At 39.9% G+C, this 19669-nt stretch carries 15 protein-coding genes; 12 read left to right on the forward strand and 3 right to left on the reverse strand.

The window, feature by feature from the left end:
* The first annotated feature begins 342 nt into the window (after positions 1–342).
* Complete coding sequence (locus tag QFZ73_RS24290; protein WP_251437760.1) at positions 343–1431, forward strand: branched-chain amino acid aminotransferase; 1089 nt, start codon at positions 343–345, stop codon at positions 1429–1431.
* A gap of 41 nt (positions 1432–1472) precedes the next feature.
* On the opposite strand, the gene QFZ73_RS24295 is transcribed toward QFZ73_RS24290, so the two are convergent.
* Positions 1473–2159 (reverse strand): response regulator transcription factor, encoded by a 687-nt coding sequence (locus QFZ73_RS24295; protein WP_307271677.1) that lies wholly within the window; start codon positions 2157–2159, stop codon positions 1473–1475.
* 144 nt (positions 2160–2303) lie between these two features.
* On the opposite strand from QFZ73_RS24295, the gene QFZ73_RS24300 reads away from it, so the two are divergent.
* Together QFZ73_RS24300 and QFZ73_RS24305 are read left to right on the forward strand one after the other, a co-directional pair.
* Positions 2304–3191, forward strand: a complete 888-nt coding sequence (locus QFZ73_RS24300) for a R2-like ligand-binding oxidase (protein WP_307271681.1) — start codon at positions 2304–2306, stop codon at positions 3189–3191.
* Positions 3192–3319: 128 nt separating this feature from the next.
* Positions 3320–4531, forward strand: coding sequence for an iron-containing alcohol dehydrogenase (locus QFZ73_RS24305; RefSeq protein ID WP_307271685.1), 1212 nt, complete (start codon positions 3320–3322; stop codon positions 4529–4531).
* 152 nt (positions 4532–4683) lie between these two features.
* On the opposite strand, the gene QFZ73_RS24310 is transcribed toward QFZ73_RS24305, so the two are convergent.
* Positions 4684–4938, reverse strand: a complete 255-nt coding sequence (locus QFZ73_RS24310) for an alpha/beta-type small acid-soluble spore protein (RefSeq protein ID WP_307271686.1) — start codon at positions 4936–4938, stop codon at positions 4684–4686.
* A gap of 230 nt (positions 4939–5168) precedes the next feature.
* On the opposite strand from QFZ73_RS24310, the gene QFZ73_RS24315 reads away from it, so the two are divergent.
* The 8 genes from QFZ73_RS24315 (at position 5169) to QFZ73_RS24350 (ending at position 16826) form a co-directional block, all read left to right on the forward strand.
* Positions 5169–5903, forward strand: coding sequence for a YqcI/YcgG family protein (locus tag QFZ73_RS24315; protein ID WP_307271689.1), 735 nt, complete (start codon positions 5169–5171; stop codon positions 5901–5903).
* Between the two features lie 233 nt (positions 5904–6136).
* Complete coding sequence (locus QFZ73_RS24320; RefSeq protein WP_251436098.1) at positions 6137–6763, forward strand: FMN-dependent NADH-azoreductase; 627 nt, start codon at positions 6137–6139, stop codon at positions 6761–6763.
* Positions 6764–6881: 118 nt separating this feature from the next.
* Complete coding sequence (pepF, locus tag QFZ73_RS24325) at positions 6882–8678, forward strand: oligoendopeptidase F (protein ID WP_251436095.1); 1797 nt, start codon at positions 6882–6884, stop codon at positions 8676–8678.
* A 229-nt stretch (positions 8679–8907) separates the two neighbouring features.
* Positions 8908–11154 carry an AAA domain-containing protein gene (locus QFZ73_RS24330; protein WP_251436092.1) on the forward strand — a complete coding sequence of 749 codons (2247 nt, stop codon included), beginning with the start codon at positions 8908–8910 and terminating at the stop codon, positions 11152–11154.
* A gap of 283 nt (positions 11155–11437) precedes the next feature.
* On the forward strand, positions 11438–12436 hold the full coding sequence (locus QFZ73_RS24335) for an LLM class flavin-dependent oxidoreductase (RefSeq protein ID WP_307271694.1): 999 nt from the start codon (positions 11438–11440) through the stop codon (positions 12434–12436).
* Positions 12437–12529: 93 nt separating this feature from the next.
* Positions 12530–13552: an LLM class flavin-dependent oxidoreductase gene (locus tag QFZ73_RS24340; protein WP_251436087.1), complete on the forward strand. Its 1023-nt coding sequence runs from the start codon at positions 12530–12532 to the stop codon at positions 13550–13552.
* 92 nt (positions 13553–13644) lie between these two features.
* The gene (gene pabB / locus QFZ73_RS24345) at positions 13645–15393 is read left to right on the forward strand and encodes an aminodeoxychorismate synthase component I (RefSeq protein WP_251436085.1); all 1749 of its coding nucleotides are present in this window, start codon (positions 13645–13647) and stop codon (positions 15391–15393) included.
* Positions 15394–15494: 101 nt separating this feature from the next.
* Positions 15495–16826 carry a D-serine ammonia-lyase gene (locus tag QFZ73_RS24350; protein ID WP_307273037.1) on the forward strand — a complete coding sequence of 444 codons (1332 nt, stop codon included), beginning with the start codon at positions 15495–15497 and terminating at the stop codon, positions 16824–16826.
* Positions 16827–17253: 427 nt separating this feature from the next.
* Here the strand turns inward: QFZ73_RS24350 and pdxR are convergent, their stop codons facing one another.
* Positions 17254–18648 carry a MocR-like pyridoxine biosynthesis transcription factor PdxR gene (pdxR, locus tag QFZ73_RS24355; RefSeq protein ID WP_307271699.1) on the reverse strand — a complete coding sequence of 465 codons (1395 nt, stop codon included), beginning with the start codon at positions 18646–18648 and terminating at the stop codon, positions 17254–17256.
* Positions 18649–18781: 133 nt separating this feature from the next.
* Here pdxR and pdxS point away from each other — a divergent pair, with 133 nt between their 5' ends.
* Positions 18782–19669: a pyridoxal 5'-phosphate synthase lyase subunit PdxS gene (pdxS, locus tag QFZ73_RS24360; protein ID WP_307271702.1), complete on the forward strand. Its 888-nt coding sequence runs from the start codon at positions 18782–18784 to the stop codon at positions 19667–19669.

A 19669-nucleotide genomic window follows, 5' to 3' on the forward strand; every position in this document is an offset into this window, starting at 1 on the left:
AAGGGAAACGATTGAATTTACTTAAGGTGCCATGATGGAATAACTAGAATTATTCTCATTGGCTTTATTGTAATTATTTTGTTAAAATCAATCTAATATTCACGATTTCAAGACACCTTAGCGAACAATCGGAATTGATATTTTTTTGAGTGGTTACAGGAATAATTGATCTTTTTTCAGGAATCATAGTCTGGAAATCAAAAAAATCCCATTTATTTTAAAAAAATTCCGAAAATTTCGTCTTAAAGGGTTGAACTATGATTCCTGATAGGAGTAAACTAATTAAAGATAGATTTTATGGAAGTGAAATCTTGTAAATTTAATCAACAAGGGGTTTTGGTAATGAAGGAACATGACATGCAAATCACGCTTAGTACAACAAAGAAAGAAAAACCACAGGCGGACCAGCTTGAGTTCGGTAAGCAGTTTACCGATCATATGTTTATTATGGATTACACACAAGGGCAAGGGTGGCATGATCCAAGAATTGTTCCTTATCAACCGCTCTCATTAGAGCCGTCAGCTATGATTTTTCACTATGGTCAATCCGTTTTTGAAGGATTGAAGGCATATGCGACACCAGAGGATGAAATTATCTTATTCCGTCCGGAAAAGAATTTCCAACGCTTAAATAGTTCAAATAGCCGATTATGCATACCGGATATCGACGTTGATTTTGCGTTGAAGGCCTTAAAGACTTTAATTAGCGTTGATAAGGATTGGATTCCCCAGGCAGAAGGGACATCCCTATATATCAGGCCATTCATTATAGCTACTGAGCCTTATCTTGGAGTTTCTCCATCGGATAAATATCAGTTCATCATCATCATGTCACCAGTAGGTTCGTATTATAAAGAAGGCATTCATCCAGTTAAAATTGCAGTGGAGTCAGCTTTCACACGTGCAGTTAATGGAGGTACAGGTGAAGCCAAAACGGGCGGTAATTATGCTTCGAGCCTAAAAGCCCAGGAAGTATCCGAAAAGATGGGTTATGCCCAAGTTCTGTGGTTAGACGGAGTAGAGAAAAAGTATATCGAAGAAGTTGGAAGCATGAATGTTTTCTTCAAAATTAATGGTGAAATTATCACTCCTGCTTTAAATGGAAGTATCCTTCCGGGTATTACTCGTGATTCCATTATTGAATTGCTGAAACATTGGGGTCTTCCCGTGTCGGAAAGACGCATTTCGATGGAGGAAGTCCATGAAGCTTATAAATTAGGTCACTTGGAAGAGGCCTTTGGAACGGGTACGGCAGCGGTCATATCACCAATTGGTGAATTTTTGTGGAATGGTGAAGAAATGATTGTTCAAAGCGGGGAAACTGGCGAACTTTCTAAAAAGCTTTATGATACACTGACAGGTGTCCAAACAGGTAAAGTTGCAGACGAGTTGAACTGGACTACGAAAGTTGAAGAAAAAGTGACTCAATGATATTTAAACAAAAAAACCTTCTTTGAAGGTTTTTTTTGTTTTCAAATAATCATTTTGTGTCTTATGGCAACCGCGACGGCCTCGGTCCGGTGATTCACTCCCAATTTCCTGATAGCGGAAGAAATATGATCTCTGACGGTAAATTCACTGACGCTCATTTTTGGTGCCATTTGCTTTAATCCTAATCCATTGGCTAAATATTGAAGGACCTCCAATTCACGTTTGCTTAGAAGGTAAGTGGGAGGGGCAGAATCCAATGTCGAACCGACAGCCAATTCCAAATAATAGGAAAGCTTCATTAAATCATTCTTGGTAACAGGCTCGTTTGCGTGAATGGGGTCAACCAACACTAAACCGATGGCCATGTCATTCACAATTATCGGAATGATTGCCAATGAAGAAATGGAAAATCTTTTAACGTATTTTGCAGGGATGGAGGATTTCGCATGTTGGATGGTTAAGTATATGGGTTTGTTATGGATGACTGCTTGGTGGATGGGGTATATATCATGAATATTTTCATTAACATTATGTAATGAAAAGGTATTTTCACTTGTACATGCACATATTCCTTCACCCATTCCTGTTAAACATGAGTAACTGAATAAAGATGCTCGTTGAAATGAAAAAAAATCCACACAACCCTTTACGATCATTTGTGATTTATTTGCCATATCTTTTTGATGGGAAATCTTTTTTACATGATTCATCAGAGTTTCCTCAAGCATTCGACTTTATTCCTCCCTACATTTTCAGTACTAGGATAAATGCTACTAATATCTTACAATATAATGAAAACTCTTACAAATTTAAGAATTCAATTCCTTAGAGATTCAAAAGTTTAAAGTTCATAATTTCAAGGAGGCATTACCATGAAAAGAAAGTATTTATCGACAACCAGCCGCAGTTTTAGAGAAGATACCCTACCTTTTAAACTTTATCAAAAGGCAAAGAAATTCGGTATATGGAATCCTCGTGACATTGATTTTAGCCAGGATAAAGAAGATTGGAAGTCATTTACTGATATTGAAAGGGAAGTGTTATTACGGATCATTTCCCTTTTTCAGGGCGGGGAAGAAGCGGTGACTTTGGATTTGCTTCCCCTCATCATGACGATAGCCAAAGAAGGCAGGATCGAAGAAGAAATGTACTTAACGACATTTTTGTTCGAGGAAGCGAAGCATATGGAGTTCTTTCGTTATACATTAGATCAAATTGGTGAAACGGGTGATTTGACGGTTTATCACTCAGAAACATATAAATCGATTTTTTATGAAATATTGCCTGAAGCGATGGAGAAACTTTTATCCGATCAATCCCCTGAAGCATTGGCAGAAGCAGCTACTGTTTATAATATGTTTACCGAGGGTGTTCTTGCAGAAACTGGATATTTTGGGTTTTATCAGACTCTTGAAGCTAATAAAATGATGCCTGGTCTATTAAAAGGCGTGGGTCTTTTGAAGAAGGATGAATCACGCCATATTGCTTATGGGACCTTCCTGCTGCAGAGAATCATCAGTGAACATCCTCATATCTTTAAACAGGTTGAAAAGAGAATGGAGGAACTTTCACCACTGGCCATCGCGTTAAATACGGAGGGATATGATCGGTTAGGAAATCCATTTGGTAATGACCAACAAGCCATATTGAATTTTACCATGAAACAATTATCCGTGCGGATGGAGATTTTAGCGAGGGCAAAAGGAAAGAGGATTGAAGAGATCTATCAAAGTAACGAAAAGGAATATGGGGTTTTGTAAAGCCGATACAAGAGACAAGCTTTCTATCCAGTTGACAATTGTTAATGAATGGCCATCAGGAACTTGGTAGCAGGGTATGAACAATCCTAAAATGCGAATATAGACTAATATATCCGAGGTGAAATTTTATGAAGGTAAACGTTCATTCGAATTTTTGGTTAAGGTCTTCGGTTTACAGTGGCACTAACACTCGTTCACTCATTCCGGACCTATTCAATGGTCTCGGGGCAAAAAGGATTCTACTCGTGAGTGATGCGGGCTTGGAAAATGCAGGTGTCGTTAAAAAAGTTGCCGAAACTTTTGAGCAGCCGAAATTAGGTGCCAGAGCTGAAATAGTTGGAAAGTTTCTGGGTGTTACACAAGACGCAGCGAGTGAATGTGTAAACGAAGCATTGAAATATGCACGCGAAGTGAATGCCGATGCCATACTTGCCATTGGTGGAGGGAGTGTTATTGATACCGCAAAAGCATTGAAATTCGGATTATATAAAGGAATTACAGATATTAATGATTCGATACCAAGCGGTTATCTGTATGAGGGTTTTCCAAAGGCCCAATCTATGAATATCCCGCATATTTCCGTAGCCACAACAGCAGGAACCGGTTCTGAAGTATCCCCGATCGCAGTCATATATAATGAACATAAAAAAGTCAAAATGAATATATACAATGTTTTTTTAAGTTCGGATGTTGCCATTCTAGATCCCGAGTTAACAGTCGGACTGCCAAATGATATTACGGCGTTTACTGGTGCAGATGCATTGACTCACGCAATTGAAGCGATCGTTTCACCTGCAGCGACATCAATAACCGATGCATATGCATTTCAGGCCATTCGAGTTATTGAAAGGAATTTACCGAGGGCCGTAAAGGACGGAACGAATATTGAGGCCAGAATGGAAATGCTGCATGGAAGCATGATGGGAATCACTGCATTTTGTAGTGCATTGAATGCGATTCCGGTTCATAACTTTGCCCACGCATATGGGGCTTTATTCCGTATACCCCATGGATTGGCCAATGCTGTATTATTACCGGTCGTCATGGAATCAACCCCGGATTTATATCTTCCAAAGGTCCATATGATAGCCGAAGCCTTCAGTGTGAAAATACATGATGAAGATTCAAAAGGGATCTTAGCGAAAGTGGTAGAAAAGCTCCGTGTTTTCCTATCTGATCTTGGGATGCCCTCCGACTTTCAAGCCTATGGAATTAACCAGTCAAATATGGAAGGGATTCTTAAAGCAGTAATGACGGATCCAGCTGCCTCTAATTACCCGATGTCGGAGGAATTAATAATGTCAGTAGTTTCAAGAGTTTCACCCGTGAGAATTAATTAATACTAAAAAAGCCAGCCCATAAAGGTTGGCTTTTTTGCGTTGTAATAATTGCCTTCCAACGTGTTAATTCCCAAAGTTTTTCGTTCAGTCAATTCGTTTCGATATATGATCCTTTGAAGGAGCAATACCAACCGGGACTCAGAGGACTCTGGTTAATGTTTTTTTCCTAAGTTTTCCTGTGCCATCTTTATAAGTTCCTTGACCATACCTCCGCCTAACTTTCCGCCTATTTTTCCATTCTGCTTGGATGTCAGCTCACCGTTATAGTCTTTTTTCAGCGGTACGCCAATTTCTTTTGCTACCTCAAACTTTGCCTCTTCGGGATACTTTGTACCAGCAACTTTGGCTTTTAAATCATTAAGTCCTTTTCGCGCTTCAGATACTAGAATTTTTCTTCTCCTTGCCATTAAGCATCACTCCTATTTTTTTCTTAGGTTATCCTAATGTAAAGAAAATGATTAACATGCAGTTCGAATGTTTTTTTATTGGTATCCCGATGAACCCGGAGGCAGTCATAAACTCTTATATAAGGAAATAATTATATGGGATGCAACGGATTGAGTTGATTTGCGGTTCGAAGAAGTTTTAGTTTATTTAAAGCGGGTAACATATATAAAACGATTTAAGGAGAAATATGATGCTGACTGCTAATTCAAGTTTGTTAACAAAAGAAGATATGACTAATCCCGATCGAGTGCCGCAATGGCTAATTAAGGAATATCAAACATTCCATAATACAGTGACCGATAAAACCTTTCCTTGTTATTTTGGTATGAAAGCTGAAAATAAAGGGGAACTTCGTTATGCTTACATCACACAGGAAGATTGGTCCAATCTCCCAAAAGCAGTGGAAAGCTTTCTTGATTTATTTCAGGAACCACCATATATCAGGCACGGCCTTTTCGTCTTTATGGAGCCTGAATCGATAGAGGGTGATATAGAATTTTACCGTAAAAGGTTTTGGGATATTCTGCAATACCTGCATAAAGCGGATGAAAAACCTTGGCCAATTGAAAAGCCGAAAGATCCCGAGCATTATTTATGGGACTATCATTTTGCAGGGGAACCAATCTTTGTATTTGGTAATGCACCTGCTTATAAACAGCGTAAAACCCGCGATTTAGGAAATAGCCTTGTACTTGGATTCCAACCCCGGATGATTTTTGAAGGCTTGGAAGGAACGGAAAAAGGCGGAATCATGTCGCGTGAAAAGGTTCGTGAACGAGTTGAGAAATGGGATAACCTTCCTAAACATCCTGATATCAGTCACTTTGGAGATGTAAATCATAATGAATGGAAACAATTTTTCATTGGGGATGATATAGAACCGATAAAAGGTAAGTGTCCCTTCCAGCATAAAGAGTTAACTTAACCGAGGGCATATTGCTCTCGGTTTTTTTCCGCGTCTTACTGGAAGGCGTCGGGGATAAAAAATCCATTGGCGCAAATTCCTGAAATGTACATTTGAAAATAAAAAACATATCTCTTGCCTTATTGGATTTTCAGTTTTATAATGTGAAAGTAGCAATTGCAGTTAATTCAAGATATATGGATTAAATGCTATTTTTATAAAAACATACAAAATTAACAATTGGGGGAACAAAAATGTCTAAAGTATTATTTGTTAAATCAAATGACCGCCCAGCGGATCAAGCTATTAGTGTCAAAATGTATGAAACGTTTTTGAACACATATAAGGAAGCAAATAGTAACGATGAAATAACTGAATTGGATTTATTTAAACTGAACTTACCTTACTACGGAAATACAGCAATTACTGCCCTATATAAACGCAGCCAAGGTATGGAATTGACTGAAGAAGAAGTGGAGATTGCCGATATCGTGCAACAATACTTGAATCAATTCCTTGCTTCCGATAAAGTAGTCTTTGCCTTCCCGCTATGGAACGCAACGGTTCCGGCACCATTGGTGACTTATATTTCTTATCTTGCTCAAGCTGGAACAACATTCAAATATACAGCTGAAGGCCCAGTCGGCTTAGCTGGAGGTAAAAAAGTGGCTTTACTAAATGCACGCGGATCTGATTATGCATTGCCTGGAATGGATGCTGGCGAAATGGCAGAGAAATACGTAACGATGAATTTAAACTTATGGGGCATAACAAACCCAGAAACAGTCGTAATCGAGGGACATAATCAGTACCCAGATCGCTCACAGGATATCGTTGCAGAAGGATTGGCAAAAGTAGCTGAAACTGCAGCAAAATTCTAAATATTAAAAGGGAAAACCAGTATGTATTTTTAGCATACTGGTTTTTCTATGCAGATTTTTCTGAAAGTCGATTATAATAAAGGGTAAGCCTATAAGCATGAAAGGAAGTGCAGGAAACATGCAAACGTTTAAATCACGTGACGAAATAAAAATAGAAGAAACATGGAACTTAAAGGATATTTACGATGATCAGGCTAACTGGGAAAAAGATTATCAAGAAGTTCTGAAGATGACAGAAAAATTAAAAATTTATGATGGGCATATTAAGTCAGCTCAAGATTTGTTCGAGTATTTACGATTAAGTGAGGAACTTGGGTACATTTATAACAAACTCTATGTATTTGCCATGCTGCAAGCGGATTTGGATACTCGGGTAACCTCATCACAAGCATTACTGGATCGAGCTGGTAAGTTAGGGCAGAAAATCAGTAATGCTTCTGCGTTTTTCATGCCGTTTCTTTTGAGCCTGGAAGAACACACATTAAAAGGGTACATAAAAGAAATCGAGGGTTTGAAATATTTTGAAGAGGATCTACTGGATTCCTTCCGTTATAAAGCCCATGTGTTAACGAAAGAACAAGAAGAGGTGCTTTCCCAAATAGGCGAAGCCTTTTCAGCACCTCAAAAAACGTTCGGGATGATCAACAATGCTGATATAAAATTTGGGGAAGTTACGAATGAAGACGGCGAGAGGGTAGAGCTAACGCGAGGAATGTATTCCAAATTGATTGAAGACGATGATCGCGATAAAAGAAAAGAGGCCTATTTCGCCTATTATCAGCCATATGTACAATTGAAGAATACAATCGCTTCCACACTTTCCACAGCAATCAAGAATAATGTGAATCTTTCAAAATTAAGAAATTATCCATCTGCCTTGGAAAAATCCTTATTTGGAGATCAAGTTCCAAAAGAGGTATATGATAATTTGATTATGTCAACTAAGCAAAATATCGGACCCATGCATAAATACATTCATTTAAGAAAAAAATTGCTGGGTGTAGAAGAATTGCGTGCCTATGATTTAAGTGTACCATTAGTCGAAGGAGCTAAAGAGGAGATTTCTTACGATGATGGTTTTTCTTTGATGGTGGAGGCACTGAAACCTCTCGGAGAAGAGTATATCACAATCCTGAAAACCTTTAAGGAAAAAAGATATATCGACGTAAGGGAAACACCTGGAAAACGTTCAGGTGCTTACAATTTAGGACTTTATGGTGTTCACCCTTTCATCTTATTAAATCACCGTGATGATTTAGACAGTGTTTTTACACTTGCACATGAATCTGGACATGGCATGCATTCATACTATAGCTCAAAATACCAACCGCAAATAAGTGCAGGTTATTCCATTTTTGTCGCTGAAGTCGCTTCCACTGTGAATGAAATCCTGTTAATCCGCCATTTAATTAAGACAACAAAAGACGTGCAGAAGAAAAAACACTTACTTAACCATTTCATAGATAGTTTTAAAGGGACATTCTTCACACAGGTGATGTTTGCGGAGTTTGAAAAGACCGTACATGAAAAAGCTGAAAATGATGAACCTCTAAATGCCGAGGTTTTTAATACAGCTTATGAATCGATATTTCGTGCATATAATGGAGATGAAATTATTTTCGATGAAGAAGTGAAGTATGGCTGGTCACGCATCCCACACTTTTATCGTCCGTTTTATGTCTATAAATATGCAACTGGTTACGTTTCAGCCATTACGATCGCTGATAAGATCCTTTCTGGAGACCAAAAAACACTTGAAAGTTATTTGACTTTCTTGAAAAGCGGAAGTTCGGATTTCCCATTGGAGCTGCTTAAGAAAACAGGCGTAGATTTAACTAAACCTGATCCGATCGAAAATGCAATGAAGATTTTCAGTGATCTGGTCGACCAATTCACTGAGTTGACAGAAGGCTAATCTAAACCAATTCTTCCAAAAGAGCCCATGGTAGGATGCTATAAAAAATGCTATAGTTAAAACATTGGCGTAGGAAAGGCCCAATCTATAGATTGGGCCTTATTTTATATGCTGAAGAAACAGGTAATGCGCGAAAAAGTCATGGTGACAGCGTATTTCAACATCGGAGCCCAGCCAGTGGGCCAGTTTCTTTGTACTACAATGGCATATTTTGTGAGGAAAGTGAAAAATGAATTCGACAGTTAATTATATAAAAGAATGGCAGCAGGCACTTCAACTTGAAATCCTGCATTTGAAAAAATATGGCAGCACAAAATACTTGGTTTCGAACGGCCATCTGCTTACAGATGACGGTTCTTTCAACTATTATTTTGAAACAGGTTCATCGATAAAAATCCCTGTCGGTTCCCTCGTTCGACTGGAATGGGGAGGGATTAAACAGGATGGAAGGATTCTCTCATCTGAAGGGAAAAGTATAATCATTGTTTTTGATCGCTCGTTAGGCGATATGATCAGTGAAGCTTTTTTATACCATGACCCCTGGGAATTACTGGAACAATTGATTATCCGCTTGGATGAAATCAAAAGAAGCAAAAGGAAAAGGCTTCGGATCAAGCGCCTGATGGATCCGTCCATGCCTCAAAAACATCCTTTAAATGAAAAACAAAGCAGTGTAAAAGAATTATATGCCCGCTCGAAGTTCAATCCTGTCACTTTTGTTTGGGGACCCCCGGGAACAGGAAAAACATATACATTGGCACGTACAGTAGCCAATCATTATTTACAAGATAAAAAAGTTCTGGTTTTGTCCCATAGCAACCAGGCTGTCGATGTTTTGATGGCTGAAATTTCGGCATTCATTAAAAAGAAAGATCGTTTCAAAGAAGGCGATGTGCTTCGATATGGATCTCAAATCGGTGAATCACTAGCCAGACACGATGATATTGTAACGGGGCAATTATTAGGTAAACATGAACCTACATTATTTAAAGAAAAAGAAGAGCTTGGCGAAGAGAAACGTCTATTAAAACATGACTTGGCAGGGTCCTTCAGTAAAAGGGATACAGATCAATTAATCGAGATAGAGAAAAAACTGTCCAAAGTCTTGGAGAAAATCCGTCAAAAAGAGATTCAATTCGTAAAAGAGGCAAAAGTCATCGGGACGACCTTGGCTAAAGCCGCAAATGATGAAACGGTTTATCAAAAGGAGTATGATCTGGTCATTTTGGACGAAGCGAGTATGGCTTACGTACCACAGGTTGCTTTTGCTGCAGCGTTATCCAAGCATATTATCGTTTGTGGTGATTTTAAACAATTGCCACCTATTGCTTCGGCTCGTGATTCCCTCGTGAAACTTTGGCTAAAGGAAGACATTTTTCATCGGGCTGGTGTCGCCCAGTCTGTTGAAGAGGGAGAACTTCATCGTCATTTATTCCTATTAAAGGAACAGCGCCGCATGCATCCGGATATTTCAGCATTCACTAATCGTGTCGTCTATAACAATTTTGTTGGAGATCATAAAAGTGTTGCGACTAGCAGGGAGGGCATAATGCTGGCGGAACCTTTTGCCAATATGGCAGCAGCTCTTCTCGATACTAGCTTATCAGGGGAATATTGCATCACTGAACGGACATCCCACTCGAGAATGAATTTATGGCAATTACTTTTATCTTTTCAACTGATTCATGAAGCTTATATGGGCGGGGCAAGGTCAATTGGTTATGTCGCCCCATATCGTGCTCAGGCAGACTTGATGGAAAAACTATTGGATGACTTATATGACAAAGAACGGCAAACAGCGGATATCATCGCTGCAACCGTACATCGTTTCCAGGGAAGTGAACGTGAGATGATGATTTTTGACACAGTTGATAGTTATCCGCAAAACAGGGCTGGAATGTTATTGACAGGGAGAGAAAGTGAAAGGCTCATTAACGTGGCCATAACAAGGACGAAAGGAAAGTTCGTACATGTATGTGATACTTCATTTGTTAACAAACATGTTTATCGCAGCAAAACACTTCGTCAGCTTGTCGATCATCAAATTCAAAATGATCAAATTGTACCAAAGAAAGACATTGGAAAATGGGTTAAACACCAGCACCCGAAATTGCAATGGATGCATGCCCGTAAATTGGGGGACTTTCAGGAAGATATTGAATCAACAAAACAAGAGATGGTTATCGCTGTACCGGATTTGAACAGTTTGTCAGAAGAATGGCAGAAATATTTATTGAAACGAAACCCTGCAGTGAAATTGACGATTATTTCAGCAAAAAGAAACCCTGATATCAACTCTGATCATTTTATTTGTTCACCTGTTTCCTTTTCCTTTATCATATTTGATAAAAGAGTTATCTGGCTAGGTTTGCCCGTAGAGTCCAATAATCGGGTCCAGCCTCCATTTATAGCAGCTCGTTTGGATTCGCAAATAATGGCAGATGAATTACTATCTCAATTCAAAAAAAGTGAATAGCTCAGGAAGGGCCCTTAATAAGGGCTTTTCTTCATTTACATATATCCCTAAAAAGACCTCGATAGAATAAGTGATGTCTCCTTGAGCCACCTTGCCAATTAATTTATTTAAACAAACACCTCGTTAGAATATATTATTACCTCATACTCCCCAATATAGATTCAACTCCTTATATTTTCTGCTAAAGGCAGCAAACTAAAATAACAAAGCAAGCGTTTCAGGCGACTTTCGACTAGTTATGATTTACCATTAAGTTACGAAAGACAAGAAAGGAGGTAACTAAATGAAACTGAGCATATTGGATCAATCCCCAATTGCATCTGGACAATCAGCACAGGAAGCTTTGCAGGCTTCACTCCAACTAGCACAAGAAGGAGATAGACTGGGTTATAGCAGAATCTGGTTAACTGAACATCATGATCTGCCGGGATTGGCCTGTTCCGTTCCAGAGGTTTTGATGAGCTATATAGGTGCACAAACAAAAAATATCCGGATTGGATCAGGGGCAGTGCTGCTTCCACATTATAAGCCATACCGGATAGCAGAGACTTATAATATGCTTGCCACACTTTTTCCAGGCCGGATTGATATGGGATTGGGGCGTGCCCCTGGTGGATCTGCCGAAGCAACGATGGCATTATCCGATAATTTTCTTCAGAATGTTTACAAAATGCCTGAACTTATTCAAGAACTGTTGAATTTTCTAAGAGATGATTTTCCGAAAGAACATCCGTTTTCAAATGTCTCTGCTGCTCCTATCCCAAAGGTACCGCCTGAACCATGGATATTGGGAACAAGCGGGAAAAGGGCACACCTTGCTGCTGAAAATGGTGTTGCATACGCGTTTGGTGAATTCATGAGTGAAAATGATGGAGTGCAGAGCTTTCACCAGTACCGAGAGCACTTTCAAATAAAAGGGTTACTTAAAGAACCTAAAACGATTGTTACGGTTTCGGCCATATGCGCAGAAACGGAGGAACTTGCGAAAGAAATCGCCCTTAGCAACACCCTATGGAAAATTCAAAGTGGACATGGGGAAAGAAAGCAGGTTCCAAGTATAGAAGAGGTAAGGAATCATGATTGGACTGAAAAAGAAAAAGCACTGATGGAAACCATGCATAAAAAACTGATTTTTGGTACCCCTTCACAGGTGAAGTATCGCCTATTGGAGATTCAGAAGAAATATCAAGCAGATGAAATCATGCTGATAACCATCACTCATAAGTTGGAGGATAGGCTTAATTCGTTTCGTTTGATTGCCAGGGAAATTCTTAACAGTTAATCCCTTCGAGCATTTTGTGTGCATTTTGTGTACATTTTCTATATGATGGCTTTGCGTCCAATTTATCATAATTGAAAGAAAGAAGATGAAGATATGAATGCTGATCAACATGCAAAAAAACTTAGCGACATTTCTTTTTCCGTTCTGGACCTGGCTTCTATTGTTGAGGGTGGCACAGTTTCGGGAGCTTTTAAAAATACAGTAGAATTAGCCAAACAAGCGGAGCAATGGAATTACAACCGTTTCTGGGTTGCGGAACATCATAGCATGCCTGGGATTGCAAGCTCTGCAACGTCCGTGCTTATAGGCTATGTTGCAGGTAGGACGGAAAGAATTCGTGTGGGTTCCGGAGGCATAATGCTACCGAATCATGCACCGCTGGTTATCGCAGAACAATTTGGAACATTGGAAGCAATGTATCCTGGTAGAATAGATTTAGGACTGGGACGTGCTCCTGGAAGCGACCAATTTACAGCCATGGCACTCCGTGGTGATGTACGTAATAACGGTCAGGATTTTCCTGAACAATTGGCACAGCTCCGTAGCTATTTAGATGCGGATTCTAAACATAATCGTGTTCGCGCCATCCCTGGCGAAGGACAGGATATCCCGATTTGGCTGCTTGGTTCAAGCGGCTTCAGTGCAGCATTATCAGCACAGCTGGGATTGCCATTTTCATTTGCAAGCCATTTTTCCCCTGAAAATACTCAACCAGCTTTAGCCCGTTACCGCAATAATTTCCAACCATCCGACGTTCTCGATAAACCATATGTCATGGTTGGTATCAATGTATTTGCAGCTGATACTACGGAAGAAGCGCATAGGATTGCTACATCTTATCAACAGCAGTTCTTGAATTTGATACGGAACACGCCTGGTCAACTTGCTCCTCCAGTTGATACGATGGAAGGCCTTTGGACAGAATATGAAAAGGCCATTGTCATGAAGCAACTGAACGCTTCCATTATAGGAAATCCAAAAGAGGTAAAAGAGCAGTTGCAGGCATTTTTAAATGAAACACAGGCGGATGAAATGATTATAAACTCTGCCATTTATGATCAGGATGCACGACTTCGTTCTTATGAAATCATTGCAGAGGTTACTGGAATGAAATAAGTGTCAAAGAATGAGCTTGCAGATTCCGTATCTGCAAGCTTTTTTATAAAATACATACCGATTGACTTCATAAACAAAGTTAGGAGAGAGTAATGAAACGAGAAGATCCTTTATCCTTAATATTTCACTTCACAGATAAACAAGGTGACAGCCGGCCTCTATATTTTACGAACCCGAAAAAAGTTTTCACCGCCCATTCAATTGAGGATGTCCTTCCCCAATTCGAAAAAGTCCAGGAAGCTATCGAACAGGGGCATTATGCTGCCGGATATGTTTCCTATGAAGCGGCACCTGCTTTTGAAAAATCTTTTAAAGTAAAAAATGGAGCCAAAATGCCATTATTATGGTTCGGGGTTTTTGATAAACCGGAAGAAGAAATACCTGAAAAAATGACCGGGGCTTTTAATTTAGCTGAATGGCAATCAGAAACGGATTCGAATACTTATCATTCCGGGTTTCAAAGGATAAAATCCGAAATCGAGAAAGGCAATACGTATCAAGTGAATTATACGATGCGTTTGCAATCCCAGTTCGAAGGAGATGACTTCGCTTTCTTTGACCGCTTGAAGAGGGCTCAACGCTCGAACTACAGTGCATATTTGAATGTGGGGACACATCGAATCCTATCGGCTTCACCGGAGTTGTTTTTCCGTTGGGAAGATGGTCAGCTGATTACTCGGCCAATGAAAGGAACGGTAAAGCGGGGAACGACACTGAAAATGGATCAGCTCAATGCAGACTGGTTAGCAGCCTCGGAAAAGAATCAAGCTGAAAACTACATGATTGTGGACCTGCTCAGAAATGATTTGGGAATGGTTTCAGAACCAGGAAGCGTAAAGGTTCCACAGCTTAAGGCAATTGAAAAATATCCGACCGTTTGGCAAATGACATCCACGATTACAGCCGATACGAATCCAGGAATAACAATCATTGATATATTCAAGGCCCTTTTTCCATGTGGATCGATAACAGGGGCACCTAAAATTAAAACGATGGAGATCATCGCTGATATCGAGAATTCACCACGTGAGGTTTATTGCGGTGCAATCGGGTTTATCTCCCCTGAATCCGAAGCCGTTTTTAATGTGCCGATTCGTACGGTCGTGATCGATAAGGAAACTGGGAAAGCCGAGTATGGGGTAGGCGGGGGAATCACTTGGGATTCCGAGTTATCGGAAGAATATGACGAAGCATTTTTAAAAGCCAAATTATTGACGGTGGAAAGGCCTGCTTTTAAACTATTGGAATCGTTGAAGCTCAGCGATGGAGAATATTATTTGTTGAATGATCATATCGATCGGATGAAACAATCCGCTGATTACTTCGATTATCGGTTCTCTGAATTGTTTCTTAGAGATCGGCTCCAAAAGTATGCGGAATTAAACCATGGGACGTTGCAAAAGGTAAGGGTACTACTTAATGAAAATGGTGAAATTGAAGTCACCGGACAAGCAATCAAGCCCCTTGATTCAGAATTTACGGCCATCTTGGCTGAAACTCCAATATCAAGTGCAAATCCATTTCTATTTCATAAGACCACCAATCGTGATGTATATGAAGGCTTTCAAATGAATAATCCCGACTTCCATGATGTTCTGCTTTGGAATGAAGAAGGATTCATCACGGAGTTCACGAACGGAAATGTAGTGGTGAAGATAAATGGTGACCTCTATACCCCTCCGGTGGAATCAGGTCTCCTTGCTGGAACATTTCGTCAAGACTTGATCAGGAAGAAGGAAATCAAGGAAAAACCCATTTCAAAGGCTGACCTTAATAACGCTGAGGAAATTTGGTTTATTAATAGTGTGCGAGGGAAATTAAACGTGAATTTAACTTTCTAAGCTGATTATTCGTAAAAAAGTGAAAATTGTAATCTTTATTGCAGTTTGTTGAGTTATAGTAGATGATGAATACTACATTTCCGGGAGGGACTGCTGTGGAGATGAATAAAATCGAAGGTTTAACGATTATGGATTGGAAAGCAAAAGATCCTATACTTAATAATGTGATAAAGATGAATGAAGTCTTCTGGATGAATCCAGATTATGGTAACAAAAAAGAAAACCCAATCGTCCAAGCTGAACAAGTCAATTCGGCTGAAGAAAGATTAAATAGATTTGCCAATTATATAATTAAAGCCTTTCCAGAAACCGAACCAATGGAGGGGGTCATTGAATCACCACTAGTCGAGATTCCTTCCATGCAAAAAAACTTGGAAGAATCCCATGAGACTAAAATAGCTGGGAAACTTTTGCTGAAATGTGACAGTCATTTACCTATATCAGGTTCCATCAAGGCACGCGGAGGAATTTATGAGGTCTTAAAACGTGCTGAGGAAATTGCAATGAAGCATGGTGATTTAAAGCGGACCGATAATTATGGAATACTTGCGAGTGATGAATACAAGGAGCTTTTTTCAAAATATTCGATAGCAGTCGGTTCAACCGGCAATTTAGGAATGAGTATTGGAATAATAAGCGCTAAGCTGGGATTTAAAGTAACGGTCCATATGTCTGCAGATGCCAAACAGTGGAAAAAGGATAAATTAACAAGTCTTGGTGTCATTGTTAAGGAATATGAAGATGATTATAGTAAAGCTGTAGAAGGGGGCCGTAAAGAAGCATCACTTGATCCCGATTGCCATTTTATTGATGATGAAAATTCCATGGATCTGCTGCTAGGTTATGCGACGGCTGCAACGCGCCTGAAGAAACAACTGAAAGATATGTCCATACTAGTAGACGAAGATCACCCATTGTTTGTGTACTTACCATGTGGTGTCGGCGGCGGGCCCGGTGGAATAACATATGGGCTCAAGTTAGCCTTTGAAGATGATGTACATTGTTTTTTTGCAGAGCCGACACATTCACCATGCATGACGCTCGGATTGATGACAGGCCTTCATGACAAAGTCTCGGTGCAGGACTTTGGAATCGATAATAAGACGGAAGCGGATGGTCTTGCTGTCGGAAGGCCTTCAGCATTGGTTTCCAGTATGATGACGACCATGTTAAGCGGCAGCTATACCATAGAGGATAGAAGGTTATTCGAACTGCTCAGGGAAATGGCAGAGACGGAAGGTCATTATTTAGAGCCATCTGCCCTAGCAGGAGCATTTGGTCCGATACAACTTTTGTCAGCTCCAGAAGGAAGGAAATATCTTAGGGATCAAAAACTGCTGGATAAAATGAACCAGTCCACGCATATCATCTGGGCGACCGGCGGGAGCATGGTACCAAAGGATATGATGGAACAATATTTATTTAAAACTTAAAAAAAGATCCAAAAGAGTGATATTCTCAGACTGTAGACAAACTCGAAGAAAAGCGAGTTTGCCTGCAGTATTTTTATTTTCTCAGTTGTTTTTAGCCGAAGCACTTTTTCGTCATACGGAACTTTATTCGACCGTCACCACATTAGTTCGGACTCCGGAGCATTCATTTTGCGGTCCACATATTGAATCCGTTCCCTTTCTTCCGTCTTCCTGCCAAGCCTCCTCACCGCAAGCATCTAGCGGGGTCTCCGCTCCAGACATTCGGCAGGAGTGTCGCAAATTTCTTCAACCTAATGTGGTTTCATCACAAATAAAAGTCTTGCTTTAAAATCATTCCAAAAAATCGTGAAAGGGAATCGGGATGAGACCATTCCGAACCCCATTTTGTTCGACAAACTTAAAGAAGCACAGTGAACTTCTTTTGTCTTTATAAACCCCATGAGGTCAATAAAAGGTGAATGGCTTTTTCCAATTCGGATTCAGGGATCCCTGCAAAGCCCAATATGATTTTTGGAGGGTGTTCGTCAATTTTTTCGATCGAATATGTCGATAGTCCATAAATTTTAATATGATCTTCGTTTGCCTTCTGAATAAGTGTCTGTTCATCCATGCCGTTCTTAACGATGAGGACGATATGCAATCCTGACCGTTCACCAATGATCTTTATTTGTTGATGGGGTTTAAACAGATCGATCACTTTATCCAACTTGCGACGGTAAACTTTCCTCATCCGATTCAAATGCTTTTCGAAATCCCCTTCCTTCATGAACTGTGTCAATACATGCTGATCAATCCGAGAAACGGTTGAATGGTAAAAAGATAATTCCTGTTGATGGATTTGTAACAATGGAGCGGGAAGAACCATATAACTGATCCGAATTGATGGCATCAATGATTTTGAAAATGACCCTAAATAAATCACCTTATCACCAGCATCCATACTTTGTAAGGAAGGAATTGTTTTTCCACTATAACGAAATTCACTATCATAATCGTCTTCGATAATATAGCGGTTTGCTGCCCCTTGAGCCCAGTTCAACAATCGAGTCCGTCTGTTAACGGATAGGATCGTCCCATTGGGGAAGTGATGTGAGGGAGTAACATACACGACGTCGATCTTTGAATCTTCAATTTGGTTCACCTTTACGCCTTCTTCATCAATTTGCAGTGGATGGACTTCATTTGGGTAGCTGCGTAATATCCGGTGAATCAAGTGATACCCAGGATCTTCAACACCATAGATGGCATTTTTATCGAATAGAAGGACAAGTTGCTGCAATAAAATTTCCATTCCTGCACCGACGATGATCTGTTCGGGAACACATTGTACACCACGTGCATGATACAAATAATGGGCAATTTCACATCGTAATTCATATTCCCCTTGAGAATCCCCCAGTAAAAGAAGATCTTGATGTGATTCATCGATTTTGCTTTTCGTGTATTTTCTCCATTTTTCAAATGGGAAGTGTTCCGTGTCAATTTGGCTGGGATGAAAATGATACAGCAATTCCCCTTCTTTATGATTGATTTGTTCCAAGGATACTTGGTTAGTTTGTGTATACTCTAAATCCTCGGATGTTTGAATATAGTATCCTTTTCTTGGTATGACTTCAACGTATCCTTCAGCAGTCAATTGTTCATATGCAGTTTCGACAGTATTTTGACTTATTTGAAGGAACTCTGCCAATTTCCGTTTGGAAGGCAGCTTTGTGCCGTACAGAAGACGGCCATCAATGATTTCTTTTTTAATATATGAATATAATTGTTCGTACAAAGGTACTTCACTTAACCGATTTAAATCACAAGAAAGCATATTCATTTTGTTTCCACCTTTTAGAATAAATTTTACTGACCCCATTAATTTTATTAAAACTGACACTTTCAATGTGGTCAACTATTTTTTATACTACATCTAACAAATCTAAAAAATGAAAATATTAGGGGGAAGAGAAATGGAAAAATTATTAGGAACTGACATAGTAAAAAGAGGAATGGCACAAATGCAAAAGGGTGGCGTAATTATGGACGTCATTAACGCAGAACAAGCAAAAATCGCAGAAGCATCCGGTGCTGTCGCTGTCATGGCATTGGAAAGGGTTCCTTCCGACATCCGTGCGGCTGGCGGGGTAGCTAGAATGGCAGATCCGCGAATTGTCGAGGAAGTAATGAATGCAGTGTCCATCCCGGTCATGGCTAAAGCAAGGATTGGCCATATTGTTGAATCAAGGGTGCTTGAATCCATGGGAGTGGATTATATCGATGAAAGTGAAGTGCTGACTCCAGCAGATGAAGAATACCATATTCTAAAAAGTGATTTCACCGTACCTTTCGTTTGTGGCTGCCGTGATTTAGGCGAAGCCGCACGCCGTATTGGTGAAGGGGCATCAATGCTTCGTACAAAAGGAGAACCAGGTACGGGTAATATTGTGGAAGCTGTGCGTCATATGAGAAAGGTACAGTCACAAATTCGTAAAGTGAGCATCATGAGTGATGATGAATTAATGACAGAGGCAAAAAATATTGGAGCCCCTTATGAAATTTTAAGAGAAATCAAACGGACAGGTAAATTGCCTGTGGTTAACTTTGCAGCTGGCGGAATTGCCACTCCAGCAGATGCAGCACTGATGATGGAATTGGGAGCAGATGGCGTTTTCGTAGGGTCTGGTATTTTTAAATCTGAAAATCCAGAAAAATTCGCATCGGCAATCGTTCAAGCGACTACCTATTTCACCAATTATGAATTGATTGGCCGGTTGTCCAAAGAGTTGGGCAGTGCAATGAAAGGAATTGATATTTCCAAACTAGCTCCGGCAGAACGGATGCAGGAACGTGGATGGTAA

It is taken from the genome of Peribacillus sp. V2I11, assembly GCF_030817135.1.
Taxonomy (GTDB): Bacteria; Bacillota; Bacilli; order Bacillales; family DSM-1321; genus Peribacillus; species Peribacillus simplex.

What these genes read in the sequence shown, in the direction of transcription:
- QFZ73_RS24320 (WP_251436098.1), top strand. Translation starts at nt 6,137, where the DNA reads ATGTCTAAAGTATTATTTGTTAAATCAAATGACCGCCCAGCGGATCAA.
- pabB (WP_251436085.1), top strand. Translation starts at nt 13,645, where the DNA reads ATGAAACGAGAAGATCCTTTATCCTTAATATTTCACTTCACAGATAAA.
- QFZ73_RS24335 (WP_307271694.1), top strand. Translation starts at nt 11,438, where the DNA reads ATGAAACTGAGCATATTGGATCAATCCCCAATTGCATCTGGACAATCA.
- QFZ73_RS24305 (WP_307271685.1), top strand. Translation starts at nt 3,320, where the DNA reads ATGAAGGTAAACGTTCATTCGAATTTTTGGTTAAGGTCTTCGGTTTAC.
- pdxS (WP_307271702.1), top strand. Translation starts at nt 18,782, where the DNA reads ATGGAAAAATTATTAGGAACTGACATAGTAAAAAGAGGAATGGCACAA.
- QFZ73_RS24340 (WP_251436087.1), top strand. Translation starts at nt 12,530, where the DNA reads ATGAATGCTGATCAACATGCAAAAAAACTTAGCGACATTTCTTTTTCC.
- QFZ73_RS24290 (WP_251437760.1), top strand. Translation starts at nt 343, where the DNA reads ATGAAGGAACATGACATGCAAATCACGCTTAGTACAACAAAGAAAGAA.
- QFZ73_RS24295 (WP_307271677.1), bottom strand. Translation starts at nt 2,159, where the DNA reads ATGCTTGAGGAAACTCTGATGAATCATGTAAAAAAGATTTCCCATCAA.
- QFZ73_RS24350 (WP_307273037.1), top strand. Translation starts at nt 15,495, where the DNA reads ATGAATAAAATCGAAGGTTTAACGATTATGGATTGGAAAGCAAAAGAT.
- QFZ73_RS24300 (WP_307271681.1), top strand. Translation starts at nt 2,304, where the DNA reads ATGAAAAGAAAGTATTTATCGACAACCAGCCGCAGTTTTAGAGAAGAT.
- pepF (WP_251436095.1), top strand. Translation starts at nt 6,882, where the DNA reads ATGCAAACGTTTAAATCACGTGACGAAATAAAAATAGAAGAAACATGG.
- QFZ73_RS24310 (WP_307271686.1), bottom strand. Translation starts at nt 4,938, where the DNA reads ATGGCAAGGAGAAGAAAAATTCTAGTATCTGAAGCGCGAAAAGGACTT.
- pdxR (WP_307271699.1), bottom strand. Translation starts at nt 18,648, where the DNA reads ATGAATATGCTTTCTTGTGATTTAAATCGGTTAAGTGAAGTACCTTTG.
- QFZ73_RS24330 (WP_251436092.1), top strand. Translation starts at nt 8,908, where the DNA reads ATGAATTCGACAGTTAATTATATAAAAGAATGGCAGCAGGCACTTCAA.
- QFZ73_RS24315 (WP_307271689.1), top strand. Translation starts at nt 5,169, where the DNA reads ATGCTGACTGCTAATTCAAGTTTGTTAACAAAAGAAGATATGACTAAT.